This is a genomic window from Acinetobacter sp. Root1280 (assembly GCF_001425285.1).
GTDB lineage: Bacteria > Pseudomonadota > Gammaproteobacteria > Pseudomonadales > Moraxellaceae > Acinetobacter > Acinetobacter guillouiae.
Window position 1 is genome coordinate 140,127 of record NZ_LMED01000027.1, and the last position, 26,043, is coordinate 166,169.

At 40.3% G+C, this 26,043-nt stretch carries 24 protein-coding genes and 1 riboswitch; of the genes, 11 read left to right on the forward strand and 13 right to left on the reverse strand.

Going from position 1 to position 26,043, the window contains the following annotated elements:
- Positions 1-10 precede the first annotated feature (10 nt).
- Both ASC84_RS18915 and ASC84_RS18920 read right to left on the reverse strand, forming a co-directional pair.
- Positions 11-649 (reverse strand): DUF1294 domain-containing protein, encoded by a 639-nt coding sequence (locus ASC84_RS18915; protein WP_004816587.1) that lies wholly within the window; start codon positions 647-649, stop codon positions 11-13.
- 21 nt (positions 650-670) lie between these two features.
- Positions 671-1,621, reverse strand: coding sequence for a homoserine kinase (locus tag ASC84_RS18920; protein WP_004725326.1), 951 nt, complete (start codon positions 1,619-1,621; stop codon positions 671-673).
- 110 nt (positions 1,622-1,731) lie between these two features.
- Between ASC84_RS18920 and hisF the strand changes: the two genes are divergently transcribed.
- A complete protein-coding gene (gene hisF / locus ASC84_RS18925; RefSeq protein WP_303576666.1) occupies positions 1,732-2,493 on the forward strand; it encodes an imidazole glycerol phosphate synthase subunit HisF in 762 nt (253 codons plus the stop codon).
- Positions 2,494-3,203: 710 nt separating this feature from the next.
- Positions 3,204-3,518 (forward strand): tetratricopeptide repeat protein, encoded by a 315-nt coding sequence (locus ASC84_RS18930; protein ID WP_224964392.1) that lies wholly within the window; start codon positions 3,204-3,206, stop codon positions 3,516-3,518.
- Positions 3,519-3,563: 45 nt separating this feature from the next.
- On the opposite strand, the gene ettA is transcribed toward ASC84_RS18930, so the two are convergent.
- The 3 genes from ettA to ASC84_RS18945 form a co-directional block, all read right to left on the reverse strand.
- Positions 3,564-5,225 carry an energy-dependent translational throttle protein EttA gene (gene ettA, locus ASC84_RS18935; protein ID WP_004816581.1) on the reverse strand — a complete coding sequence of 554 codons (1,662 nt, stop codon included), beginning with the start codon at positions 5,223-5,225 and terminating at the stop codon, positions 3,564-3,566.
- A gap of 180 nt (positions 5,226-5,405) precedes the next feature.
- Positions 5,406-6,278 (reverse strand): hypothetical protein, encoded by an 873-nt coding sequence (locus ASC84_RS18940; protein WP_056517558.1) that lies wholly within the window; start codon positions 6,276-6,278, stop codon positions 5,406-5,408.
- A gap of 69 nt (positions 6,279-6,347) precedes the next feature.
- Positions 6,348-7,922, reverse strand: coding sequence for an esterase-like activity of phytase family protein (locus ASC84_RS18945; RefSeq protein ID WP_056517564.1), 1,575 nt, complete (start codon positions 7,920-7,922; stop codon positions 6,348-6,350).
- Between the two features lie 241 nt (positions 7,923-8,163).
- On the opposite strand from ASC84_RS18945, the gene ASC84_RS18950 reads away from it, so the two are divergent.
- The gene (locus ASC84_RS18950; protein WP_004725315.1) at positions 8,164-9,441 is read left to right on the forward strand and encodes an O-acetylhomoserine aminocarboxypropyltransferase/cysteine synthase family protein; all 1,278 of its coding nucleotides are present in this window, start codon (positions 8,164-8,166) and stop codon (positions 9,439-9,441) included.
- Positions 9,442-9,515: 74 nt separating this feature from the next.
- Here ASC84_RS18950 and phoU read toward each other — a convergent pair whose 3' ends face one another.
- The gene (phoU, locus tag ASC84_RS18955; RefSeq protein ID WP_004725313.1) at positions 9,516-10,238 is read right to left on the reverse strand and encodes a phosphate signaling complex protein PhoU; all 723 of its coding nucleotides are present in this window, start codon (positions 10,236-10,238) and stop codon (positions 9,516-9,518) included.
- Positions 10,239-10,500: 262 nt separating this feature from the next.
- Here phoU and ASC84_RS18960 point away from each other — a divergent pair, with 262 nt between their 5' ends.
- The 8 genes from ASC84_RS18960 to ASC84_RS18995 all read left to right on the forward strand — a co-directional run bounded on the left by ASC84_RS18960 (position 10,501) and on the right by ASC84_RS18995 (position 18,694).
- Complete coding sequence (locus ASC84_RS18960) at positions 10,501-11,706, forward strand: hypothetical protein (protein WP_056517565.1); 1,206 nt, start codon at positions 10,501-10,503, stop codon at positions 11,704-11,706.
- Positions 11,707-11,771: 65 nt separating this feature from the next.
- The gene (locus tag ASC84_RS18965; protein WP_056517568.1) at positions 11,772-12,824 is read left to right on the forward strand and encodes a hypothetical protein; all 1,053 of its coding nucleotides are present in this window, start codon (positions 11,772-11,774) and stop codon (positions 12,822-12,824) included.
- Between the two features lie 53 nt (positions 12,825-12,877).
- A riboswitch (TPP riboswitch) is annotated at positions 12,878-13,011 on the forward strand.
- 136 nt (positions 13,012-13,147) lie between these two features.
- Complete coding sequence (gene thiC / locus ASC84_RS18970) at positions 13,148-15,043, forward strand: phosphomethylpyrimidine synthase ThiC (protein WP_034612636.1); 1,896 nt, start codon at positions 13,148-13,150, stop codon at positions 15,041-15,043.
- Between the two features lie 75 nt (positions 15,044-15,118).
- A complete protein-coding gene (locus ASC84_RS18975; RefSeq protein ID WP_004816566.1) occupies positions 15,119-15,739 on the forward strand; it encodes an NUDIX domain-containing protein in 621 nt (206 codons plus the stop codon).
- Positions 15,740-15,748: 9 nt separating this feature from the next.
- Entirely contained in the window at positions 15,749-16,558 is an 810-nt protein-coding gene (gene cpdA, locus ASC84_RS18980; protein WP_056517571.1) for a 3',5'-cyclic-AMP phosphodiesterase, read from the forward strand.
- Positions 16,559-16,766: 208 nt separating this feature from the next.
- Complete coding sequence (dksA, locus tag ASC84_RS18985) at positions 16,767-17,294, forward strand: RNA polymerase-binding protein DksA (protein ID WP_004725300.1); 528 nt, start codon at positions 16,767-16,769, stop codon at positions 17,292-17,294.
- 4 nt (positions 17,295-17,298) lie between these two features.
- Positions 17,299-18,213, forward strand: coding sequence for a tRNA glutamyl-Q(34) synthetase GluQRS (gene gluQRS / locus ASC84_RS18990; RefSeq protein WP_056517573.1), 915 nt, complete (start codon positions 17,299-17,301; stop codon positions 18,211-18,213).
- A 94-nt stretch (positions 18,214-18,307) separates the two neighbouring features.
- Positions 18,308-18,694 (forward strand): hypothetical protein, encoded by a 387-nt coding sequence (locus ASC84_RS18995; RefSeq protein WP_227515177.1) that lies wholly within the window; start codon positions 18,308-18,310, stop codon positions 18,692-18,694.
- Positions 18,695-18,755: 61 nt separating this feature from the next.
- On the opposite strand, the gene ftsW is transcribed toward ASC84_RS18995, so the two are convergent.
- The 7 genes from ftsW to nrdR form a co-directional block, all read right to left on the reverse strand.
- The gene (gene ftsW / locus ASC84_RS19000; protein WP_004725295.1) at positions 18,756-19,952 is read right to left on the reverse strand and encodes a putative lipid II flippase FtsW; all 1,197 of its coding nucleotides are present in this window, start codon (positions 19,950-19,952) and stop codon (positions 18,756-18,758) included.
- 23 nt (positions 19,953-19,975) lie between these two features.
- On the reverse strand, positions 19,976-21,322 hold the full coding sequence (gene murD, locus ASC84_RS19005) for a UDP-N-acetylmuramoyl-L-alanine--D-glutamate ligase (RefSeq protein ID WP_034612643.1): 1,347 nt from the start codon (positions 21,320-21,322) through the stop codon (positions 19,976-19,978).
- Between the two features lie 259 nt (positions 21,323-21,581).
- Entirely contained in the window at positions 21,582-22,127 is a 546-nt protein-coding gene (locus ASC84_RS19010; protein WP_004725292.1) for a VTT domain-containing protein, read from the reverse strand.
- A 109-nt stretch (positions 22,128-22,236) separates the two neighbouring features.
- Complete coding sequence (locus ASC84_RS19015) at positions 22,237-22,896, reverse strand: riboflavin synthase (protein WP_056517578.1); 660 nt, start codon at positions 22,894-22,896, stop codon at positions 22,237-22,239.
- 91 nt (positions 22,897-22,987) lie between these two features.
- Positions 22,988-24,292 (reverse strand): DNA adenine methylase, encoded by a 1,305-nt coding sequence (locus ASC84_RS19020; RefSeq protein ID WP_004725289.1) that lies wholly within the window; start codon positions 24,290-24,292, stop codon positions 22,988-22,990.
- Entirely contained in the window at positions 24,289-25,401 is a 1,113-nt protein-coding gene (gene ribD, locus ASC84_RS19025) for a bifunctional diaminohydroxyphosphoribosylaminopyrimidine deaminase/5-amino-6-(5-phosphoribosylamino)uracil reductase RibD (protein WP_004725287.1), read from the reverse strand. The genes ASC84_RS19020 and ribD overlap by 4 nt, the downstream gene beginning before the upstream one ends.
- Positions 25,402-25,434: 33 nt before the next feature.
- Positions 25,435-25,899 (reverse strand): transcriptional regulator NrdR, encoded by a 465-nt coding sequence (gene nrdR / locus ASC84_RS19030; protein WP_004725286.1) that lies wholly within the window; start codon positions 25,897-25,899, stop codon positions 25,435-25,437.
- Positions 25,900-26,043 lie beyond the last annotated feature (144 nt).

Consider the following 26,043-nt stretch of genomic DNA (forward strand, 5'->3'; position numbering starts at 1 on the left):
TAACGCCCGTTTAAATCTTAAACATATTCAAAGGCGAAATTAACCATAAAATCAATAAAATATTAAAGAATATGGTACACAAATAAATCTTTTTAAAGGGTTGTTTTTGTGTTTTATGTCGTAAGCGTTGCTGTGCTAACCAAGCTGCAGGCCAACCACCTAAAAAAGCTAAAATATGCAGGGTATTTTCAGGAACACGACGCTGATTGCTCTGCGCAGCTTCTTTATCTTGTGCATAAAACCAATAGGTCATCACATTGATAATACTGACAAAAAGAATAAACATGCCATTGAGCAAACCGCTTATGGTCAAAATTGCCAAAGCAATAATATAAACAGCGCACAAAATTTGCATCGGCTGTAATTTAGCCTGCTTTGCTGCATGTAACTGCTTGGCTTTAGCCGCTTGCTGGCTTGTGACTTTCGCCATTTGTGTGGCTTTTAAATATGTGACTTGTTTTGCTTTATAACGCCCTTGGCCGTCTAATTGCACCACATATTCAAGGGCACAGCCCACGATTGGGCGTGGCCCTTTTTGTGCAAAATCTTTGATGTGTAAAAATACGCGATCTTTTACACCATCATTTGGTTGAATAAAGCCATAGCCTTTATCATCGAACCATTCAACTAAACGACCTTGATCACGCATTTTATTTCCCACAAAAAGCTATTAAGCAGTCACGAACTTTAATCTTTCAATCAACATATTACGCATTTCTTGCGGATTTTTCTGCAAAATATCGTCACCAGTGCGTGCTTCAGCGGCATTCATCTGAGCGATTTGTAAACGCATCATCCAAAAGCGACCTGCGGCCATAGCCAAATATAACTCTAAACAAGCTCTTTCATCTTCAGTCAGGGGACGAATCGAGGTATATGCATTTAAGAAAGCCGTTGCTTTGGCTTCATTCAAGCGAACACTTGGATATTCTGTACAAAAGTCATTTAAGGTAATCGCAATATCAAAAAGTAATTCATCTTGATTCATTTCATAAAAATCAAGAATGCCTTTTAACTCATCGCCTTCAAACAAAGTATTGTCACGGAACAAATCTGAATGAATAAAACCTTTAGGTCGATTTGGATACATCATGGTCAGTGCTTCATATAAACCTAAAAGGTTATTCAGCAAAGCGCTATCCGCCACATCCAAAGTCGGTTTAATTTGTTGAGCAACGTTATACCAATAGGCATGATCACGCGCCACTTGACGCTGTAATGGGAAGTCTTGTAACGCCACATGCATTTTGGCCTGTGCTACAGCAATTTGCTCAACTTGAGCGATTGTAGAAGGCATCGGATGTTTACCTGACATCCGTGGCGCAATTTGTGCAGGTTTATCTTTTAAGCTATGAATCGACTGACCGCTATGTTTTAACGGAACAGGAACTGCCAAACCTTGTTGCCCCAAGTGTTCTAAGACAGGAATTAACTCCCCTGCTGCTTGTGCATCCATATTTTCAAATAATGTTAATACAAACTGTGTTCCATCAGCACAAATGATAAAATAGTTGGTATTTTGCACACCGCCTTGAATTGGTTTAAGTTCAACCACCTCTAATCCATAAGGTGCTGCAAAGTGTTGAACTTCTTTTAAACTCAAAGTGGTATAAACCGACATAGAAAACCTGCGAAAAAACTTACATAAGTTTGATAGAATAACCGCTTCGACTATCGAGGTGTAGCACCTAAGTCACGAACTTTCATAATCGCCTGTTATTTTTGGAAAAAATTATGCTCGCTAAACGTATTATTCCTTGCCTGGACGTAGATAATGGTCGTGTGGTGAAAGGTGTCCAGTTTCTGGATATCCGTGATGCAGGAGATCCTGTAGAAGTTGCCCGTCGTTATAATGAGCAAGGTGCAGATGAAATCACCTTTTTAGACATTACCGCAACATCAAATGGCCGAGATACCACTTACCGTACGGTTGAACGTATGGCTGAAAGTGTGTTTGTTCCACTTACAGTCGGTGGCGGTGTTCGTAAAGTTGAAGATATTCGTTTGTTATTAAATGCAGGCGCAGATAAAGTCAGCATCAACTCTGCTGCGGTATTTAATCCTGAGTTCGTTCAAGAAGCGTCTCAGCGCTTTGGTGCACAATGTATTGTTGTAGCAATCGATGCGAAAAGAACCGGTGAAAATAAATGGGAAATTTTCACCCATGGTGGTCGTAAACCAACAGGCATAGATGCGATTGAATGGGCGGTCAAAATGGCAGAATTCGGTGCAGGTGAATTATTGGTTACCTCTATGGATGCAGATGGGACTAAAGCGGGCTATGACATTGGCTTAATGCGTCAAATCAATGATCGTGTCACCATTCCAACCATTGCGTCAGGTGGTGTGGGTAATTTACAACATTTAGCAGATGGTATTTTAAAAGGTGGTGCCGATGCTGTATTGGCAGCCTCTATATTCCATTTTGGTCAATACTCTATTCCTGAAGCAAAACAATACCTTGCTGAACAAGGGATTGAAATGCGCCTCTAATTGATTGTGAGCGCACATATATAGAAGAATGTTATTTTGGCATTCTTTTATATATGCAATTGATTTAGCCTGATTCAAATAGCAAAAATTAAAATACCGAGAATTAAAACACCAAGATAAAACTGATAAACAATCCATATGATTTTTAAATATAGTTAAGCTTTATCAACCATAAAACTTTTACCATTGCATAGAAATTAACTCTATGAAAATCAAGTTTGCAATGCCCCGCTTTATATTTAAAGTTTAAATTGCTTTGCGTAGGCGATCCTCACTTTTCAGAGATGAAAAGATGACAAAAATCTTCCGTTGGGTGAGGGGTACGTCCTATACCCCCACCCAACATGGCGACATCCATGTCGCCTCACGATAGAAAGACCGTCTATGTTTCATCAATATTTAAAAGTATACAATGCTCATTTTTCGACTAATATAAGCAGTTTAATACCCATATGACTCACTCAACATAATCACTTTTTGATTTATGAAAGAGATCAAATGATTTATCTCGAACCACTTTAGCAATACTTTTATATGAAAAAAAATCATGGTTAATGGGATTACTTATTCTGGTTATTTCCTTTAATCTTATAGTGAAAATTTCATAAAAATAAGTGCGAGTCATTATGGATTTAATAAAAATAATACGGAAACTCAAGCAAATCATCCGCTATAAATACCATTATTCCAGTTCCTATCATGCATTTAAAATGTCTGAATCAATGCATACTTACCACCGTGCAACCAGTTATGAACATCTGGCGCTTAACCAGCGTGACCCTCTTGATTTAGATCAGCGATTAAATGAAAAAATCCAAAAATATCAACGCAACGCGATTTGGTATTTTTTACATTCAGCACTTAAAGGATATAGCACGGCCCAATATAAATTGGGCATGATTTACCTACAAGGCCAACTCGGCCTATCACCAGATAAAAAGAATGCATACAAATGGTTGTTGCTTGCCGCCAATCAAGGTCATCTCGAAGCACAACACCAACTTTATCGGCTTTATTTACAATAAAAAAACCAGCTCGAAAGCTGGTTTTTTGATCTACCAAATTAGTGATTAACCACCAATTTTTTTGTATTTGGTACGTTTTTGCACAGCAGCATCACCCAAACGCGCTAAACGATATGCTTCATATTCAGCATAGTTGCCTTCGTAGAATTCTGGCTGTTCATTTTCAAATGACAAGATATGTGTAGCAATACGGTCAAGGAACCAACGGTCATGCGATACCACCATGACAGTACCAGGGAATACAAGAATTGCATCCTCTAGCGCACGTAAAGTTTCAATATCCAAGTCGTTTGATGGCTCATCCAGTAAGATTACGTTGGCGCCCATCTGAAGGATCTTCGCAAGTTGTAAACGGTTACGTTCACCCCCTGACAATTCACCAACACGTTTTTGCTGATCTTGACCTTTAAAGTTAAAGCGACCGATATAGGCACGAGATGCGATCTCGTATTCGCCAATTCTTAAGATATCTAAACCGCCAGAAACTTCTTCCCAAACTGTTTTATTGTTATCTAAAGTGTCACGAATCTGACCAACATAAGCAACTTTTACAGACTCACCCAATACAACTGTACCAGTATCTGGTTGCTGTTCGCCTGTCATCATACGGAATAAAGTGGTTTTACCCGCACCGTTTGGACCAACGATACCAACAATCGCAGTTGGTGGCACTGTGAACGATAAGTTTTCATAAAGTAGACGGCCATCAAACGATTTGCTGATGCCTTCAACTTCTACAACCTTATTCCCTAGGCGTGGACCAGGTGGAATATAGATTTCAGAGGTTTCATTACGTTGTTGGAACTCACGTGAGTTAAGCTCTTCAAAGCGCTCCATACGTGCTTTGTTTTTCTTTTGCTGACCTTTAGCATTTGAACGAACCCATTCCAATTCTTTTTTCAATGCTTTAGCAAAAGATTCTTCTTGTTTATTTTCCTGCTCTAAACGTGCATTCTTTTGTTCCAACCAAGAAGAATAGTTACCTTGATAAGGAATACCATGTCCACGGTCAAGCTCAAGAATCCACTCTGCAACGTTATCCAAGAAATAACGGTCATGGGTAATCGCAACGATTGTACCAGCAAAGTCTTTTAAGAAACGTTCTAACCAAGATACAGATTCTGCATCCAAATGGTTGGTTGGTTCGTCAAGCAATAACATGTCTGGTTTAGACAATAACAAACGACACAATGCTACACGACGACGTTCACCACCTGAAAGTAAGCTTACGTCAGAATCCCATGCTGGAAGATTCAATGCTGCTGCAGCTTGATCCATTTGGTTGCTAAGGTTGTGTGCATCCCAAGCATGAATAATTGCTTCTAATTTCTCTTGCTCTTTTGCAAGTGCATCAAAGTCAGCATCTTCAGCTGCATATTCAGCAAAAACTTCATCTAAACGTGCCAATGCATCTAATGGTTCACGTAAACCATCTTCAACGTTTCCACGTACATCTTTATTTGGATCTAATGGTGGTTCTTGCTCTAGATAACCGATTTTAATACCTGGTTGCGCACGAGCTTCACCTGAGAAATCTTTATCTACGCCAGCCATAATACGGAGTAGGGTAGATTTACCTGCACCGTTTAAACCAAGTACACCAATTTTTGCACCTGGGAAAAATGATAAAGAGATGTCTTTTAGGATTTCGCGCTTAGGCGGAACCATCTTCGACACACGGTTCATCGTGTAAATATATTGGGCCACGTAGGACTCCTCTATAATGAATAGAAATTCGCAAAATGCGAATAAATAAATACCGTCAATTATACGCTGAATTTATCTATTTTTGTTCAGATTTGTCCAATTGATTGAGATATTTTAAAAGCATCAAGAAAACATTTTTCCACACCAATACACGTAATCAAATCGCGACCTCACACATGATCACGAACAAAAATTCGGCTGATACTGATATACAAATTGCGTCTTGGTTTGAGTTGAACTTGGTGCATTGTAGTTTGACAATGATTTCAAAGCAGAAAAACTAATGGCAGCACGTTGTACAACCTTATTGGTGTAATTTGCATTTGGGTCTTGGTACTTAAATGAGACTTCAACTACAGCTGGTTTTAATCCTGCATAAGGTGCTTGGGTATACCATAAACTCATATCTACCTCTGCATCAAACTCGCCTAAATCAATGCTGACCCCACGATAACTTCGTTCATAAATAGTGAGTCCACCTACAGATGACAACAGCTGATTATCACTGATAGCAAAAGTTTCTTTAAATTTTGGAAAATGCGTATGGATGTCTAAAAACTTATTGATTGTCCGTGTATTTGCCACTGTGGTGGATTTACTAGAACCCACCAAAAATCCTTGTGTTGCTGTTTCCGTGATATCATCTTCAAGCTTGGTTTTGGCTCCCGCAGTTGAGCTACTCAAATCGGCAAAATCAGACAGATAATGATCATAGCTTCTAAATTTAAGCGTTACTTCAGATGCTCCGTTTTCAATCCGTTCTCGAAAGCTATAGCCCATATTATTGAGTAGGCAACTGCTGGGTGAATCATAAAAACGTATTTGGCGTTGCTTGTCTAAGAACATCGTTCCTGAAACTGTACGGTTAATTTGTTGTGCAATAACCGTTTTGGCTTGTTGCATATAGCTATTTACGTTAGCGGACTCATTGGCATAGCTAAATTTGTCTGGCTGTAACAACAATTTATATTCACGCGATGTCACTTGCGGTACAGCCCAAGCAGTTGTAGTGATTAAACTTGTTAGAACGGTGAGAATGGCTATTTTTTTCATTGAGGAACCTATTATTTTTAAATGATGCTGATAGAAAAAGCCGCCCCTTGGGCGGCTGTTGTTATGCAATTATTGACCTTTTAAATTCAATTTATCCATGATGTATAAGGTATTGATATCAATACGTGTACGTGCCGCATCCAGATACTTTGGCTCCATGCCTTTGGCATTATTCCAAAGCCCCATATCGTCATCATTTAAAATCCCAAGTGTCGTACTATTGATCAACCACAGACCTTCCATTTTATCATGTGGATATTTAACCGCTTTCCCCATATCCAGTACCAATGTTTTAGGTGCTGGAACAATATTAAATGCTTTTAAACCGTCCCAGCCTTTATCCAATTGGTATTCTTCTAAGGTCTTGCCCGCAATGGTTAAACCAAGCTTTTCATCTTGTTTGACATCATTTTGTGTTTGAATATCTTCTAAATTGGTGGCTTTGCTTAAATCAATACGATAGACATTTTTCATCACATTGGGCGTATCTTTATAAAACAATCCATCTCGTTCTAAAACCAGAAATTGTGTTGCACTGAGGGCAATAATGGCAGAGTTTGAATTTTCAGCTATCTCTTGCTGATATAAATATTGTGCGACTTTGCCTGTTTCAAGATTAATCGTCACAATACGCGTCAACGTTGATTTATTGACATTTTTATTCGGTAAACTCATGGTCGATTGCATAATCCCAACCAAAGTTTTTTGGTCTGGGCTAATGGTTAAGCCCTCCATCCCTCGATTGGCACGGCGATAGCTAAACTCATTCGGCAAAGTCCAATTGTTGCGTTTATCAGCCTTAAATGGATTGATACGCCCTATTTCTTTACCATTGGCATCATAATGCACAATATGCGGTCCATATTCATCGCTGACCCAGAACGTACCATCGTTAAGTGCAGTGAGCCCTTCACTATCCAAGCCATAATCATCCAATCGAATTGGATTATTCACCACATCGTAAGGCTTGGTTGGATCTACAGTAATCACTTTCCCATTGACATCATACGGTGTTTCCCCTGTGCCGCCTAAAGCAGAAGTGTTGGGTAATCCAGTGATGTCTTTTCCATCGCGATCTTTTAAATTGATGGTTTTAATTAATTTCACAGTGCCATTGTCTTGGACTTCAAATAAACCAATTTTCGGCACATAGTCTGGAATGGCGAAAACCTTACCAGCACCATATAATTTATCAGTAAAGTCTGCATTTGGCCCCCGATCGGTCAATGCATAGAATTGTTTTTTATTGCTTGGATGCGCAGCAACATCAGAACCAAAACCACCCTGACGAATATCAAACGAGCTATCAATGGTCGTACCATTCGCAGAGTAACGTCCCAATACATTAAACGGTAATGCTACACCTTGCGCAAACAAATTGGGCTTACAACTGTTTTCTGTTTTAGTGATTTCACTGGTTTCAAGTTTGCCATTTCCATTGCGATCTAAACCGCTCTGAATACGTGTTCCCCCCATTACACAGGCTTCATCACCAAACGCTAATGTTATATTTTGGGTTAAGGTCTTCTGTGTTGTTGAATCTTGATCATCATCAGAACATGCGGTCAAACCCAGTAAACTACAGAGGACTAAAGTTAAAGTGCTTTTATGGCGGGTCAGTTTATTTATTGCTGCTTTTTTCATTGTATTTTTAATAACTGAATTTATGGAATTACTTATGCTAATTTCAGCAAATGACACCACAATGACAGCTCACAAACTCAGCGATATTCGGTCTATTTTTCCTCGTCGAAACTCAATTTATCTCGGGCTGCATTGTTGGCTTTATCTGTTTTTATGATTTTAAAATATATAAACCCTTGTTTACTTCATATATTTATTTGTTACACTCTATTGAAATTTAATAAAAAGTTGACGGAAGAACATGACATATAAAGACGAAACTCTTGCCATACATGCAGGCTATGAACCAGAAGCAACCACTAAAGCGGTAGCCGTTCCAATTTATCAGACCACCTCTTATGCTTTTGATAATACCCAACATGGTGCGGATCTATTTGACCTGAAAGTTCAGGGTAATATTTATACACGAATCATGAACCCAACGACCGCTGTGCTTGAGCAACGTCTGAGTGCGCTTGAAGGTGGTATTGGTGCTTTAGCATTGGCTTCGGGTATGTCTGCGATCACCTATTCTATCCAGACCATTGCAGAAGCGGGTGACAATATTGCATCGGTTTCAACACTCTATGGTGGAACATATAATTTATTTGCCCACACTTTGCCAAAACAAGGCATTGAAGTGCGTTTCTTTGATTACCAAGATCCTGAAGCATTGCGCGGCTTAATTGATGAAAAAACCAAATTGGTTTTCGTTGAGTCGATTGGCAATCCGCTGGGTAATATTATTGACCTAGATGCCATTGCTAAAATCGCACATGAATATGGTGTACCCGTGATTGTGGATAATACTGTTGCAACACCTGCCCTACTGAAACCTTTTGAACATGGTGCAGATATCGTGGTGCATTCATTGACCAAGTATATTGGCGGTCATGGTAATTCGATTGGTGGTGCGATTGTCGATAGTGGCAAATTCCCTTGGGGCAAATATCCCGAGCGCTTCAAAGTCTTAAATACCCCCGATCCAAGTTATCATGGGGTGAACTATGTAGAAGCTTTGGGTGCTGCGGCATATATCGCCCGTGCACGTGTTGTTCCATTAAGAAATACAGGCGCAGCAATCAGCCCGCTTAGTGTATTCTTAATTTTACAAGGCCTAGAAACACTGAATTTGCGTATGGAACGCCATACTGAAAATGCACAAAAAGTTGCTGAATATTTACAGGCACATCCAAAAGTAAAATGGGTCAACTATGCTGGTTTAAAAGATCACCCACAACATGCTTTGGCACAAAAGTACGTCAAAGGTAAACCGTCTGCAATTCTGTCTTTTGGTGTTGAAGATGGTCGTGAAGGTGGCACCCGTTTTATCGATGCATTACAGCTGTTTACTCGCCTAGTGAATATTGGCGATGCAAAAAGTTTAGCCTGTCATCCAGCAACTACCACGCATCGTCAACTGAATGAAACAGAGTTAAAAGCAGCAGGCGTGAGTATTGATATGGTGCGTTTATCTGTGGGGATTGAACATATTGATGACTTGATTGCAGACTTAGAACAAGCACTTGCTCAAGTGTAATTTTCTTTTTGTGATCTTAAGTTTTCCAAATAAAAAGACCTGAATCATTCAGGTCTTTTTATTTATAAATTCAATTATTTACCTTGAACTTTTTGTTCAATCTCTTCAACACTGGTATGTCGCGCATCAAAACCTTTTGCCATATAAATCACTTGTTCTGAGATATTACGGGCATGGTCACCAATTCGCTCGAGTGAACGCAATACCCACATCACATTGATGACACGACTAATATGACGTGGATCTTCGATCATATAGGTCATCAGTGTACGCGTCGCGGATTGATATTCACGGTCAATATCGGCATCGGCCAACAAAACTTTTAATGCTTGTTCTGCATCCACACGCGCAAAAGCATCTAAAGCATCATGAATCATGACACGCACTTGATTGCCAATATGCCGTGTTTCCATATAGCCACGCGGCGATTCGCCCTCTTCACATAAAGTCTGCGCAATACGGGCAATTTTTGCAGCTTCATCACCAATACGCTCTAAATCGGTATTGGCTTTACTCATGGCAATCACCATACGTAAGTCAATTGCAGCTGGATGACGACGCGCCAAAATCAAAGTCAGTGCTTCATCAATTTCTCGTTCATAACGATTAACTGTATTGTCTTGGAATTGAACATCAATGGCCATATTGGCATTGGTGTCCAATAACGCATGCACTGCATTTGCGACTTGTTGTTCTACCAAACCGCCCATGGTCATAAATTTGGTATTCACATCCTGTAAGTCCTCATTAAATTGAGAAGATATATGATGGTTTAATACAGGATTACTTGGGCTCAAGGTCAGATGCTCCACACGCAACAAAAACTATTTTTATGGGTTAATATTAAAGCATATTCATTATGAATGTTTTATGACAAGTATTTTTCTTTCAAATTAATTTCTCAATATCGCTCATTTCACTTCTGATCAAAGCAATTTAGAGTAAAGATACTACTACAATTTGCTGAATTTACATATGTAACTTTGCTGTGAGCATCCATTTATCGCAAATTCACGATGCTGTACTCAGGTTAATTTTTGCAGATCTTAAATCAGACACATGACTCAGTTTCTTGCAAAAAGTAACGTTTCATTATCACAAAACTACAAAATATTTCATTTATTTAGCCTCGATTCAGCGACAATGGCATCGAACAAAACTGAGCTTCTTTTAAATGCTGGTCGAATGAAATTTCCTCGCAATATCCTTCATTTTCTCATTTCAGGCATACTCGTTATCTTGAGTTGCATGGTGGTTATCGCGTGTCAAAAACCCACAACCGACATTGTCAAAGAATCCAAAGAAGCGCCGCAAAAAGAAAATCCAATTCCTGATTTAACCCAAATTTGCCAAAATCTCAAAAATGAGATGCTGGCAATCAATGCAAAAAGAACCACGCTTGCGATAGAACAAGTCAATCAAGATATTCGTATGTGTTTACCTTTGATGAAACCCGCGGAACAAATGGAATTGATGCATCAGTCGAAACGTATGTATCAACAATTTTTACAGATTGAGCGCACGTCAGAACAACAGCAAGCATTTGAAAACTATGCTTTAGATCAAGCTGTATACCCCACTATTCAACAGAGTAAATTTGAACAACTTAATCTACGTGACCAATATTTATTACGTCACAAAGGCCAAGCTTATATTGAGCTGAGCGAACAAACAGATGATAAAATTGTCTATCGGAGAAGCCCGCAATATTTAGCCAAAGTTTTCGCCCCATATCTGACTGCACCTGAACAAGTTTTTATCGAAAATCTTGCAGAACAAAATACCCAACCGCTTTTTAAAAACCATAAACCCGATATTGATGCTGAAGAAATTGCAAAAAGAGCTAAGTTTTGGCAAGAATATCTACAAACTTATCCCACTAGCCCTTTTTTACATGATGCACAGTTCTTAAAAAATGCATATAGCAGTCTATTGTTTTTAGGCACTGAAGAAGCGCCTATTTCGATTACATTTGAAAATCAAACTGATATTGATGCAGCCAGCTGGTTGGTGATTGAACGCTTAGCAAAATCCAATGATGGTGAGCTTTCAGCTCAGGCCAAGAAGTTTGTTCATTTTTTAGCGATGAGCAAAGAGCAAAGACAGCAAAAAATTCAAATTAGTGAAAAAGAACGCACTAAACTGGAAAATATCCCTCAATTATTGGCGCTGTCCCAGCTCAATCAATATCTAAATTTAAGCCCGATCGACTTTAAGCATGTTAAAAAAGATTGCTTTAGTGATGCGATTTGTTCTAACAGTTAGATGTTATTTTAGCTCAATTTTTATTATCCTTGTGACATTCAAAAATACACAACAACAGTCATACTATGAAAGCTTTAAAACAACATCTATCACTCACAACACTCTGCCTGTGTACCCTATTCAGCGCTTGCCAAAAGCACGAGAACAATCAAACAATTGAGACAACTAAAGCAGCTTCTAAAGCGACTCAGACCAGTACAGCTGAAATACCAGCACTTCCACAAGACTGTAACGAGATAGATACAAGCATCAAAAAATTAGAAAAAACGGTCATCGTTGAAGATTTAAATGACCTCAATCAATTACTAAAAAAATGCCTCGCATCTGCACCGTTAAAAACACGTTATCAATGGCAAGCAAAAATTGAAAACATTTATCAAAAACTCATCGCGGATGCCTCACCTGAAGTCTTTCAATATATGACCGATACACTTGCAGACGGTCAGTCTATGACAGCTCAACAAAAACAAGAACTGTATAAAAAGTTAAAACCGCGTGAGAAATATTTAGTTGATCATGCAAAGGACTTATATTTAGTAAAATTTTATATCGGTGAAGGTGAATACACCTTTGTACAGCATCCACAATATGATCTGGATATTTTTGCCCCCTATTTAGAAAAATCAGATCAGGTTTACTTTAAACAGATCCGTAAAGAGTATACAGGTGCCAACTATATTATGGATGCAGGGCTAGCAATTAGTTTTGATGAAGTGGCCAATCGACTGTTATATTGGGAAAAATTCAATAAAGACTACCCCAACAACCATTTTAAACCTCAAGTCGTAGAGAACATTGAACAATACCGTAGTGCACTTTTTCAAGGCGAGGACAACACCCGCACGCTCTGGTTCGATGACGATAAAATTGCAGATGAACAAGCAATCAAAGCGATTGAAAAAATTGCAAAAAGTAAAACTGCAAGTAGCCAAATTGCACAGAAATTTGTGAATTTAATCAATACAAGTGAAACGCTTTGGCAACAAATGCCAAAACCATCTAGACAGTATCCTGAAGATAACTCACCTGAGCAGCAAGAGATCCGGGCACAACGTGAAGCATTTGAACAAAAAATTAGAAAATCTGTCGAGGAAATTCTGGCTCAAAAAAATAATTGAAATTGATATCTGTATGCCAGCATATTTTTAATGAGAACATGCTAAGATTTAAACATCGCTTGACGGAGCGCGAGTAATTCCTCGCTGAGATTTAGTCAGTTTTGCATCTCCTTGCCAAAACTTAAACTAAAGTACCGTTGAACCTGATCAGGTTAAGACCTGCGTAGGAATCAAGCATCTAAAAACTGACAGCCCATAGTTTATCTATTTTTGTCGCAATAGCGCTTTATTCTGATGATGAATTTAGCAGATAAAATAGACTAAATTTGCCACCGTTTTTGGTCGTGCTTGATTCGTTGATGTCATTCATAAGGATCATTGTAATGAACCAATTAACGAATCTATCCCCTGCTGATCAATTGGCTCAACACGAGCAAGAAGCCAAAGATCTGACTCGAATTTTACCCGCATCTAAAAAAGTTTATATTCAAGGTTCACGCCCAGATATTCAAGTACCGATGCGTGAAATTGAACTCACGGATACACCGACAGGCCTTGGGGGTGAAAAAAACCCACCGATTATGGTCTACGATACTTCAGGTGTTTATACCGATCCCAACGTACACATTGATTTGAATAAAGGCTTACCCAATGTCCGTGAAACTTGGATTGAAGAACGTGCCGATACTGAGCATTTAGCCAGCTTAACCTCTAAATTTGGCCAAGAACGTCTGAAAGATATTCGTACTGCTGAAATCCGTTTTGCCCATATTCAAAAACCACGTCGTGCAAAAACAGGCAACAATGTCACACAAATGCATTATGCCAAACAAGGCATCATCACGCCTGAAATGGAATACATTGCGATTCGTGAAAATCAGCGCCAGCATGAAGGTGTTGATATGCGCCAGCATGCAGGACAAAATTTTGGTGCACACAACCTCATGGAGATTACCCCTGAATTTGTGCGTAAAGAAGTCGCTGAAGGTCGTGCCATTATTCCCGCCAATATTAACCATCCTGAATGCGAACCCATGATCATTGGGCGTAATTTCTTGGTAAAAATCAATGCCAATATTGGCAACTCAGCTTTGGGTTCATCGATTGATGAAGAAGTGTCGAAAATGACCTGGGCAACCCGTTGGGGTGCTGACACCATCATGGACTTATCGACGGGTAAAAATATCCATGAAACCCGTGAATGGATTATCCGCAACTCACCAGTTCCAATTGGTACGGTACCAATTTATCAAGCACTTGAGAAAGTCGATGGTGTTGCTGAAGACCTGACATGGGAAATCTTTAAAGACACTCTGATTGAACAAGCTGAACAAGGTGTTGATTATTTCACCATCCATGCCGGGGTCTTATTACGTTATGTGCCGATGACAGCCAATCGTTTAACGGGGATCGTATCACGCGGTGGTTCGATCATGGCGCAATGGTGTTTGGCGCATCATGAAGAAAACTTCCTCTATACGCATTTTGATGAAATCTGCGAAATCATGAAAGCCTATGATGTGTCTTTCAGCTTAGGCGATGGTTTACGTCCGGGCTGTATTCAGGATGCCAATGATGAAGCACAATTTTCAGAATTACGCACTTTAGGTGAACTGACCCATCGGGCATGGAAACATGATGTTCAGGTCATGATCGAAGGACCAGGCCATGTTCCAATGCATATGGTCAAAGAAAATATGGACTTGCAACTTGAAGTTTGTCAGGAAGCACCTTTCTATACTCTTGGGCCCCTCACCACCGATATTGCTCCGGGCTATGACCATATTACCTCTGCGATTGGTGCAGCGATGATTGGTTGGTACGGCACTGCAATGTTGTGTTATGTGACCCCTAAAGAGCATTTGGGTCTGCCCAATAAGAAAGATGTTAAAGACGGGATTATCACCTATAAAATCGCAGCCCATGCGGCGGATTTAGCCAAAGGTCATCCGGGCGCACAAGTTCGTGACAATGCTTTATCTAAAGCACGCTTTGAGTTCCGTTGGGAAGATCAATTCAATCTCAGCTTAGATCCTGATACTGCAAGATCAATGCATGATGAAACCATGCCTAAAGAAGCACATAAGTCAGCACACTTCTGTTCAATGTGCGGACCTAAGTTCTGTTCGATGAAAATCACCCAAAACGTGCGAGATTATGCACAAAATCAACAAAATGCAGCCCACCCTGTAAATAGCGAAACGCTTATAGAAGATGGTCTCAAAACCATGAAATCCGTTTATCAGGAACAAGGGCAAAAGTTGTACCATAAAGTGTAAAGATTAAAAAAAACTTTTGTCTTTCACTATTTCTCAGTTAGGATGAAGTGAATATGTTTCATCCTAACTGTGCACATGAACATCATTCAGCAAGCAACCTACACCCATAATGATGTAGAAATACAATCTCGTGAATATGCCTTTAAAGGTTTTGTTCAAGTCGAAAAAGTGAGCTTGCGACACCGATTATTTAATCAAACTGAATATACCTCAGCCATTCAACGTGAATTAATTCGCCGTAAAGAAGCTGCTGGTGTACTGATTTATAATGATCAACAACAAAAATTTGCATTGATTGAACAGTTTCGTGTGGGGGCAATTGATGATGAAATTTCACCTTGGCAACTCGAAATCATTGCAGGCGTACTTGATGGAGATGAATCTCCAGAAAGTTGCATTCGACGGGAAAGCATCGAAGAATCTGGATGTGAATTAAACCAAATCAAACACCTGTTTAGCTTCTATCCATCTGCTGGGGCATGTGATGAAATCTTTCATCTCTATGTTGCGCAAGCCGCATTACCTGCTGAAGGTGGTGTGTTTGGTATGCCAGATGAAGGTGAAAATATCCAACTTCATATCATTGATTATTCAGATTTGAGTCTATTATTAAAAAGTAATCGTTTAAAAAATGCACCTGTGATTATGGCTTTGCAATGGCTACAACAGCACTTGCATGCATTTGAAGATGTCTAGGGGAAAGGCATGCAATCAGAGATATTGCCGCAAACAGATAAAGATAGAGTGATTATCCAAATCACAGATACACACCTGATGGATAAACCTGATGCAGAGTTTGTCGGGATTAATCCTGAAGAAAGCTTTCATGCCGTCATGGATGATATTCAGCAACGCTATAAAAATATCGATCTGATTTTACATACTGGTGATTTGGCTCAAGCTGCATTTCCAGAAACTTATGCGCGCTATTTAGAATATATGCAGCGTTTTGGTGTCGATTTTTATCAAATTCCGGGAAATCACGACAATATCAACTTGTTCCCGTTCCATTCGCCAGAACCTATTCCAGCAGTGATTGAGTTAGATCAATGGCGTATCATTTTGCTGAATAGTGCTGTGGGTGGACGTACTGATGGAAACATTCAAACGGAACAATTGGTCCATCTAAAACGGCTATTGGAACAATTGCGTGACAAATTTATCCTTATCGCCTGTCATCACAATCCTTTTGATATGCATTCCAAATGGCTCGATCAACATAAGCTCAAAAATGCCGATGAATTAAAAGCCGTACTCGAACCCTTTGATAACATCAAAGCCGTGTTACATGGTCATGTTCATCAAGAATCCTATAATGTATGGAATGGAATACAGTTTATTTCTACTCCTGCGACGTGTGTACAATTTAAACCCCTCAGCCAAGAGTTTTCATTTGATCCAATTGCGCCTGGTTACCGTTGCTTACATTTAAAAGCCAATGGTGAATTTGAGACCGCTGTACACCGCTTGGATCACTTCAAAGTTACAATTAATGAAGAAATTTCAGGTTACTAGCTTTTCATTTTGGTTTTTTTCTATTAAGTTATTCGTCCAACGAGATATGCAGAAAGTCGAATTCAGGGTTAGGTGACTTTCATCTTGGTAAAAAAATCTATATGATGACGCCCCCGATAGATTCATTCTGTTGGTAGTGATAAAAATACTTGCATATCACCATATTTTTTGCGTATAGATAATACGTATATGATGAGGAATGCCCTTTATGGCGAATGACAACCAAAATCAAGTCTTGGAAGAACAAACAGCAATTGCAGATGACAAGTCTGTAAAGCGAGTGCGTAAAACCAAGCCGAAGACCAATGAAAACGGTACTACAGCAAGTCTATTCGGTATCGAGCCTTATCAGCCAAAGAAAAATGAAGAATACATGTCTGAGGGGCAACTCGAACATTTTCGTAAAATTTTGCTGGCATGGAAAGCAGAATTGATGTCGGAAGTGGATCGCACCCTAAATACAATGCAAGATGAATCTTCTTCTTTACCTGATGTAAATGACCGTGCGACGCAAGAAGAAGAGTTTGCCATTGAATTACGTACTCGTGACCGTGAACGTAAACTTATTCGTAAAATAGAGCAATCTATTGAAGCGATTAAAAATGATGACTATGGTTTCTGTGAAACTTGCGGTATCGAAATTGGTTTACGCCGTTTAGAAGCACGACCAACTGCAACTTTATGTATCGACTGTAAAACCCTTGCAGAGATCAAAGAGAAGCAAAATAACGGTTAATACTGTGTCAAATTCCTCCCCAACCCTCTCTTTTCCAAAGGGAGGGAGGAAGAGTACTGCCTACAAAGGTCGGTTTGCACCGTCCCCCACAGGGCCATTACATTTTGGTTCCTTAGTGACCGCTGTCGCGAGTTATTGCGACGCTAAAGCGCATCATGGGCAATGGATCGTCCGCATCGAAGATACGGATATTCCACGTATTTACCCAGATAGTGAACAGCATATTTTAAAGTGCCTAGATGCTTTTGGCTTCCAATCCGATGCTGAAATCATTTATCAACAACATCGCTTAGACATTTATCAATCTGTAATCGAACAACTCAAACAAAAACATTTCGTTTATGCCTGTGAATGTACCCGTAAAATATTAGGCTCAAATCATATCTATGCTGGCACCTGCCGAGACAAACAGCTCGACTTTCAAGACCAAGCCATTCGTGTAAAAGTTTCTGATCAAAACATTTGTTTCAATGACCGCTTACAAGGACAACATTGCGCGAACTTACAACGCGATTTGGGTGACTTTGTACTAAAGCGTCGTGATGGCATTATCAATTATCAACTGGCAGTCGTTGTCGATGATTATTTACAAGAAATCAGCCATGTCGTGCGTGGTGCGGATTTATTGGATAATACTGAACGTCAAATTTGGCTAGGACAGCTTTTGGGTTATCCCGCTCTTGAATATATGCACTTACCCCTCGCCATGAATCATTTGGGGCAGAAACTCTCAAAACAAAACCTTGCGCAAGCGCTTGATCTCAAACATGCACCTGAATTGCTGTTACAAGCAATTATAGCACTTGGACAAGCTCCAGTAGACCTAGATCAGCCAGATCTCATGTTGGCTCAAGCTGTCGCTCAATGGGATATTTCTCGCATTCCTCAAGGGACAACGCTACAATCCATTTATCAGTAATCCCAGATTAAGCAACAATACCAACATAAGAATACCAACATCATTCAGGATTGAGATGAACCTTTTAAAAAATCTAATAACGCTGAGTTTTCTCATGATCACAGGCCTTACACAGGTCTATGCACAAATGGCAATTTTATGTATTTCCCCGATTTCTAAAACTGCTGTTGTTGATGAAATGAGTGGCGCACCACGTGAACAATGGGGTAAACCATTACCAACTTATTCAGTTCAAGTCGATCGCTCTGCAATCATCAAGGTCGATCACAAAACCCCAATCAAACTTAAACTTGCAAATACCTCTGGAAAACATCAGATCAAGATTTATGCCAATGATGTATTGGAAACTTCGTTTTATTATTCCCCAACAGCGATAGATGTATTACGACTGAGTGAGTCCGGTTATCAAACTTGGGATTGGGTAAAATTTAAAACCACCCAATCGGCATTAAAATATTGCAATACGCAAAATCCAAACTAAATCACCCATAAAAAAAGCCATTTGTGATCAAATGGCTTGTCTATTTAAGTTCAATAAAAAATTAAAAACTAGACTCTTCTCGCGCTGGATTGGCATCCTTGGTGGTTGCATCAATTTTGAGAATTAAACTGATCATCACCGCACACATAATTAAAGATGAACCACCATAACTAATAAATGGAAGCGTTAGCCCTTTGGTCGGCAACATGCCCATATTCATACCAGCATTCACCAAGATCTGTAATAAGAAAATAATACTGATCCCGTAAGCCAAGTAACCTGCGCGCAAATATTGATGATTGAGCGCACGCTGACCGATACGAATACAGCAAATCAACATCACAAATGAGAGCAGCAAAACGGTCGAAATACCAAAGAAACCGAATTCTTCACCTAAAATTGCCAACATAAAGTCAGTATGTGCTTCAGGCAAATAAGACATTTTTTGAATACTATGTCCTAAGCCTACCCCAAACCATTCACCACGACCAAAGGCCATCAAGGCATTCGACAATTGATAACCAGAGCCCAAAGGATCAGCCCAAGGGTTTGAGAATGACATTAAGCGTTCATAACGATATGGTTCAAACACGATTAAGGATACAAATGCCACCAGAATCGCACCAAATGCAAAGCCGAACTGGATCATGGGTGCACCAGCCAAGAAGAACACACCCAGCATCGAAACAGCAATCACCACTGTTGCCCCTAAGTCAGGCTCTGCAATAATTAGTCCGACCGTCAGCAACATCACCACACCTAGACGTACCAAGCCCTTAATATTATTACGGACCTCTTCAGCACGACGAACCACATAGTCTGCGGTAAATATGGCCATCATCACCTTGGCGACTTCGGTTGCCTGCAAGGTAAATCCACCTACACGAATCCAGCGTGTTGAACCATTGACTTCTGTACCCACCACCAAGACGGCGAGTAATAAAGCAATGGTGATCAACCACAATGGAAAGGTATTTTTAAACCAAAGGTTGAGTGAAACTCGATAGGTAATTGCCGCCGCAACAAAAGCCACCACGATCGAAATTGCATGACGAATCACATAGTGAAATTCGTTTTCATGCATCCGTTCGGCATAAGGCATTGAAGCCGAAGCCACCATCACCGTACCAATACACAACAATGAAATGACGCAAAATATCAGTACATTACGCGGTGTAATCTCTGCCGGCAATTTTGGCATCCAGCGATCATACACTTGGTGAATCTTACTTATAGTCGTCTGAGCTAACCCAGCCATACTTTATTTCCTTATGATTCTTTTTAGTTTAGAGCATTTACATATTCAACAAAGCGATGACCACGCTCAGGATAGCCTGTAAACATATCAAAGCTTGCACATGCAGGTGATAATAGCACTACATCTTGCGCATGCGTATGTTGTTGACAAAGTTCTACAGCTTGTTGCAAAGATGCTGCATGTAGCAGCGTTGTTGTCCCTGCAATGGCATTTTCAATGATTGAGCGATCTTCACCCATCAGTACCGCAACTTTGGCATATTTTTGCAGAGACTCACGTAGTGCAGTAAAGTCCTGCCCTTTGCCCTGACCACCCAAAATAATAGCAACCTGACCACCTTGGGCTTCAATTGCAGCACCTAAGCCATCCAATGCCGCTAAAGTTGCACCGATATTGGTACCTTTAGAATCATTATAATAACGAACGCCATTCACTTCTTTAACGAATTCGCAACGGTGCTCTAAACCTTTAAAGGTTTTTAAGGTTTCAAGCATTTTATCCATTGGTAAACCAATCGCTTCACCCAAAGCTAAACATGCCAAAGCATTGGCAACATTATGTGTCCCTTGAATATACATCTCTGAACTTTTGAGTAGACGTTCACGACCTCGCGCTAACCAAATCGTACCGTTATCTTCTCTTAGGATACCGTATTGTTTTAAATCAGGTGCATTGAGCCCAAAGCTTTGCATCGGTGTGACATCTGGTACCAATGGGCGAGTTAATGAATCGTCACGGTTATATACGACTTTTTTCACACCTTGGAAAATACGATGTTTTGCCGCATGGTAACCTGCCATATCCCCATGACGGTCCAAGTGGTCTTCACTCATGTTCAAGACCACAGCTACTTCGGCATTTAAACTCGAGGTTGCTTCCAATTGAAAGCTGGAAAGCTCAAGGATATAAACATCTGGATCATCATGGGTTAAATCCAAAGCAGGACGCCCCAAGTTACCCCCTACTGCAACCTTAACCCCTGCATCTTGTGCCATTAAACCAATCAAAGTGGTCACGGTACTTTTTGCATTTGAGCCAGTAATCGCCACAATCGGTTTATCTGTAGCACGGCGGAGAATTTGAATTTCACTGATGACGGGAATGCCTTTTGCAATCGCAGCTTGAATTGCTGGCAACTGAGGATCTAACCCCGGACTAATGACAATCTCTTCAGCTTGTAAAAGTAAATCTTGATCGAGTTGACCAAAGCTGGTTTGAACTGCTGCTGGAATTTGCTCATGTCCTGGTGGAACTTCACGAGAATCTGTGACTGCAACACGGTAGCCATTTTCATGAAGAAAATTTACGGCTGAAACGCCTGAAATTCCAAGCCCAGCCACAACTTTTAACCCACCACGTTGTATTAACATTTTTGCTCACCAGCATTAAGATTTTAAAACTTGCAAAATGTTAGCACTTTGGCGATTTGAAAGCTTTTTCTGTTTGCACTTTCTGGATATTTTTTTGTGTCAGTGCGTAAAAATAGCAGCAGATTATTTTAATAAATACAGCTGATTTCTTAAATAAAACCACTCGCGTTTTTATTCTATTCTCAATATGAATAAGCCGAATGTTGAGGATCAGCATTCGGCTTATTCATCGGGGCAGTTTACGACGGTTTGAATCTGATTAAAATGAATCGAGCAGTAAAGATAATAAATTACCCGCGCCATAACCCGCACCAAGTAACAGCGCAATCCAAATCCATCCGCCTAAAATGTTATACAACATGAATACAGGCATTTTCATATGCCCTGCACCCGCTGCAAAAGGAGCAAAAGAACGAACAAAAGGCACAAAACGGGCAACCAGAATGGTTTTCCCGCCATGCTTTTCAAAATAATGGTTAGTCTTTTTAATATATTCAGGCTTAAACCAACGTGAATGCGCGTGGAAAAATTTAAAACCCAGCGCACGTCCCGTATAATAGTTCACCATATACCCCAAAATTGAAGCAATAATCAGCAACACACCCATATAGTGCAAATGCACAGATTCAGCGGTAGAACATAAAGCACCGACAGCGATCAATAAACTATCGCCAGGGAGAAAAAACATAAAGACTGAGCCAGTTTCTGCAAAAATAATTAGAAACAAAATGGCATAAATCCACAGCCCGTAATTTTCTAAAAAAGTGGGCAATAATTGTTCTAAATGCAATAAAAATTCAAGCAATACTCAACTCTCTTACAGAAGAATTCACGATATATTAGCCTAATTTAATCATGTATATATTAAAAGGCCTAAATAAATTAGGCTTTTTTTAATCGGTTTTGGTTTTTATTTATTTTAAAAAACCATTGGCTGCCAGAAATTCCATACTGAGTTTAGACTCTGCTTTTGGCTCAGCAGCTTTATCACCAAGTAACAATCTTTCTATATAACGTGCCAATACATCGACTTCTAAATTCACTTGAGAGCCCACTTTCCACGTTCCAATATTGGTCCGTTCAGCAGTATGTGGAATTAAATTTAAACTTAAGATATTTCCACGTAAATGATTGATGGTGAGGCTAATTCCATCTACAGTCACAGAACCTTTTTCAGCCAAATATTTAGCAATTTCAACAGGTGCAGTGACTTCGAAATACAGTGAGCGAGCATCTGAACACACTACGGTGATTTCACCCACAGCATCGACATGTCCACTAACGATATGTCCACCGAAGCGTGTTGTTGGCAACATTGCTTTTTCTACATTGACCGCCTGCCCCGCTTTCCAACTTGCTAAAGTCGAACGATTTAAGCTTTCACGGGACACATCAGCAGCGTACCAGTTTTCACCCCAGTCGATCACAGTTAAACAAATCCCATTGGTTGCAATAGAGTCGCCCAAATGTACATCAGACATATCCAAGTCTGTCTGAATACGTAAGCGCACATCACCGCCTACATTTTGTAAACTTTCGACTTTACCCAAACTTTCAATGATACCTGTGAACATAATTCTACCTACTGCTGCAGTGAGAGGAACTGATGAAGTTCAATCGTGTTTATTTTGCATTTGCCCATATTTTAAAGGCAAAGGTGCATTCTTACCATAAGGCCAGTTGCGTACTTACACCTGAGGTATCCACACCACCCAATTCTGCAAAATGATAGAGTTGACCCAACAGCTGACGCAATGGTGGTCCAGACTTAGCATGGGTATCGGTGATTACAATAAACTCAAGCACACGTGCGCGTTCAGACTGACGCTGTTTACTGACACGATAACGAGGCACATCCTGAGTCAATAAGGTGACTTTGCCACGTTTCAGATTGGCCGCCAATAAGTCTTTGGCCTCAATATTTCCATCGGTTGAGTAACTGGTGAGAATATAACGCGCATTAATCGTTTCCAACAAATTCTCATAAGCTTCTTGTGCATGCTTAGAAGAATTATAAGGACTTGGGCGTTCTTTACGCCATGCACGGTCAATCCCACTTTTAAAACCTTTGGTATCCGGTGTCGGTAAATCAACTTGATCCCACAGTGTTAGCGAGTTGAGTACATGATAATTACTACTATAGGCATGTTGGTTATACGGTGGATCTAGATAAGCCACATCGACTTCAAAACCACTCATTTGATTTGCCAAGTGCTGTGCATCTACACACCACACTTCTGCCATCGGTGTTTTCTGCTTATTTTGCCCGACTTCACTAAAGCGACTCGGTGTAAGCCACAATAACGACTCAATCCGTTCCAACGCAGTTTGGGTCTTACCGCCCCAACCATGATGGAAGCTTTTAAATACACCGCTGGTATTACTGACAAAACTTGCTGAATAGAGCAAAGGTGCCAATAAGGCACTCATTTCTACATCGTCAATTGCACCCTGTGCTTGCCAAGTGGCAATTTGCTGGCGAATTGCATCTATACGCATCCCATTACGGCGTTTAAAAAACAAACGGTCTCGTGCAGGGTCATAAATTTCATCATTCCGCGGACAAAGGTTATGCGTAACCCATCCTTTCACTTCAGGCAAGCGGTTTAAATAATCGATGGCTTTTTGATACCCACCCAATTCTTTAAATGCAGGTGCATCTGTGCATGCCAAAATGGCATGATTTAATGCATGGCTATACGGTTCCCAATCATTGGCAATCACCCGATAGCCATTTTGACGTGCTAAACGTGAAACCACCCCACTGCCTGCAAAAAAATCGGCAAAAATCGGGGCGCGTTTACCCTTAGGATTCAAAGTACCTGTGATTTCAAGCGCTTCAAGAATCAGATGCAACAAACGACGTTTGTTTCCCAGATAGGGAACCAACTGATGAAAAAGATATTCATCTGTTGTACGCGCAGCATGACGACGTTTATGGTAAACCGATGATGTTGACTCTGGATTCATACTGACTCTTGTGAAGGGATAAGTCTTAAGCGAATGTCATCACCAAACTGATGAACATCTTGTAACTTAAAACGTAATTGTTGTGCCATCGTTTCAAATTCGGCATTGAACATGGCACGTGCTGATTGTCCTAAAAAGGTTGGCGCAACATAACTGATTAATTCATCCACCAGCTTTTCCTGCAAAAATGCAGTGGATAATGTCGCACCTGCTTCAACCAACACATCGTAAATTTGGAAATCTTTTAAAGTCGTAAGCAAATCTTTTAAAGATTGTACTTCTAATTGTACCACGCCCAGCTTGGCAAGTTCTTGACGAAATGGTCCCATGACCATCACTGTTTCAGGCGCGCTAAGAATTTGAGCATTGAGTGGCAAACGCCCTTGTCGGTCTAAAATCACCCGCTTAGGCTGGACAATCGTTGCAATATCAATATCACCCAATGAACGCACATTTAATTGAGGGTCATCTGCCAAAATGGTATCGATCCCGGTAATCACTGCACCTGAAATAGCCCGCCAATGCTGAACATCTTGACGTGATTCAGCCCCAGTGATCCATTTAGACTCACCAGACGCCATTGCTGTACGGCCATCTAAACTTGACGCAACCTTTAACCGCACATAAGGCACACCCGTTGCCATTGCTTTTAAAAAGCCTTGATTGAGTTGAGCCGCTTGTTGCTCACAAACCCCTGTTTCAACCTCAATCCCTGCCTGGCGTAAAATATCCACGCCTTTTCCCGCCACCAAAGGATTTGGATCAGCACATGCAATAACAACTTTGCTGACACCCGCTTCAACCAAGCCTTTAGCACAAGGTGGTGTACGGCCATAATGCGCACAAGGTTCCAAAGTGACATACGCGGTTGCGCCCTTGGCAGACTCGCCTGCTTGACGCATGGCAAAAACTTCGGCGTGAGGTTGACCAGCTCTAGGATGAAAACCCTCTCCCACCCATTGCCCATCTTTTACAATGACACAACCGACGTTCGGGTTTGGTCGTGTGGAATATTGTCCAAGCTTCGCGAGCTCAATTGCTTTCTGCATCCAAACCTGATCTATGTTTACATAATCTTCGGGTTTAGAATTTGAATCAAACTCAGACATAAAATTCCTAATCAATAACGTTCAAAAATAAAATTAGTGGTCTTGCCCACGATCTTGCATTTGTTCAATTTGATGACGAAACGCATCAATATCTTGGAAATCTTGATACACCGACGCAAAACGCACATAAGCCACATGATCCAATGCAAACAACGATTTCATGACAATTTCACCAATGGTGCGTGAACGTACATCACGTTCACCGAGGCGGCGAATTTGCAATTGAATATCACTAATGACGGTTTCAATCTGTTCTTGAGTCACGGGTCTTTTTTGTAAGGCGTGCATTAAAGAACGTCGTAATTTTGCTTCGTCAAACGGTTCATTTTTACCATCTGACTTGGTCACGCGTGGCATGACCACTTCATAACTCTCAAATGTCGTAAAACGTTCGCCACAACTGATACATTCACGACGTCGACGAATCTGGCTACCTTCAGCGGCCAAACGAGAGTCGATTACTTTACTATCTGCAGCGTTGCAAAATGGACAATGCATAGTGGTTTTATTGAACAAAATTCATGATTTCATCTAGTGTAGCAAAAAAACCTGATTTTGTTGAGCCTTTCGCAAGATATGGAAAAAAAACAGCCCTTACGGACTGTTTTATACTATATATAGTTATTATTCTAATTAGATTGA

What these genes read in the sequence shown, in the direction of transcription:
- ASC84_RS18915 (WP_004816587.1), bottom strand. Translation starts at nt 649, where the DNA reads ATGCGTGATCAAGGTCGTTTAGTTGAATGGTTCGATGATAAAGGCTAT.
- ASC84_RS18920 (WP_004725326.1), bottom strand. Translation starts at nt 1,621, where the DNA reads ATGTCGGTTTATACCACTTTGAGTTTAAAAGAAGTTCAACACTTTGCA.
- ASC84_RS18930 (WP_224964392.1), top strand. Translation starts at nt 3,204, where the DNA reads ATGTCTGAATCAATGCATACTTACCACCGTGCAACCAGTTATGAACAT.
- ASC84_RS18940 (WP_056517558.1), bottom strand. Translation starts at nt 6,278, where the DNA reads ATGAAAAAAATAGCCATTCTCACCGTTCTAACAAGTTTAATCACTACA.
- ASC84_RS18945 (WP_056517564.1), bottom strand. Translation starts at nt 7,922, where the DNA reads ATGAAAAAAGCAGCAATAAATAAACTGACCCGCCATAAAAGCACTTTA.
- ASC84_RS18950 (WP_004725315.1), top strand. Translation starts at nt 8,164, where the DNA reads ATGACATATAAAGACGAAACTCTTGCCATACATGCAGGCTATGAACCA.
- ASC84_RS18960 (WP_056517565.1), top strand. Translation starts at nt 10,501, where the DNA reads ATGACTCAGTTTCTTGCAAAAAGTAACGTTTCATTATCACAAAACTAC.
- ASC84_RS18965 (WP_056517568.1), top strand. Translation starts at nt 11,772, where the DNA reads ATGAAAGCTTTAAAACAACATCTATCACTCACAACACTCTGCCTGTGT.
- thiC (WP_034612636.1), top strand. Translation starts at nt 13,148, where the DNA reads ATGAACCAATTAACGAATCTATCCCCTGCTGATCAATTGGCTCAACAC.
- ASC84_RS18975 (WP_004816566.1), top strand. Translation starts at nt 15,119, where the DNA reads ATGAACATCATTCAGCAAGCAACCTACACCCATAATGATGTAGAAATA.
- cpdA (WP_056517571.1), top strand. Translation starts at nt 15,749, where the DNA reads ATGCAATCAGAGATATTGCCGCAAACAGATAAAGATAGAGTGATTATC.
- dksA (WP_004725300.1), top strand. Translation starts at nt 16,767, where the DNA reads ATGGCGAATGACAACCAAAATCAAGTCTTGGAAGAACAAACAGCAATT.
- ASC84_RS18995 (WP_227515177.1), top strand. Translation starts at nt 18,308, where the DNA reads ATGATCACAGGCCTTACACAGGTCTATGCACAAATGGCAATTTTATGT.
- ftsW (WP_004725295.1), bottom strand. Translation starts at nt 19,952, where the DNA reads ATGGCTGGGTTAGCTCAGACGACTATAAGTAAGATTCACCAAGTGTAT.
- murD (WP_034612643.1), bottom strand. Translation starts at nt 21,322, where the DNA reads ATGTTAATACAACGTGGTGGGTTAAAAGTTGTGGCTGGGCTTGGAATT.
- ASC84_RS19015 (WP_056517578.1), bottom strand. Translation starts at nt 22,896, where the DNA reads ATGTTCACAGGTATCATTGAAAGTTTGGGTAAAGTCGAAAGTTTACAA.
- ASC84_RS19020 (WP_004725289.1), bottom strand. Translation starts at nt 24,292, where the DNA reads ATGAATCCAGAGTCAACATCATCGGTTTACCATAAACGTCGTCATGCT.
- ribD (WP_004725287.1), bottom strand. Translation starts at nt 25,401, where the DNA reads ATGTCTGAGTTTGATTCAAATTCTAAACCCGAAGATTATGTAAACATA.
- nrdR (WP_004725286.1), bottom strand. Translation starts at nt 25,899, where the DNA reads ATGCATTGTCCATTTTGCAACGCTGCAGATAGTAAAGTAATCGACTCT.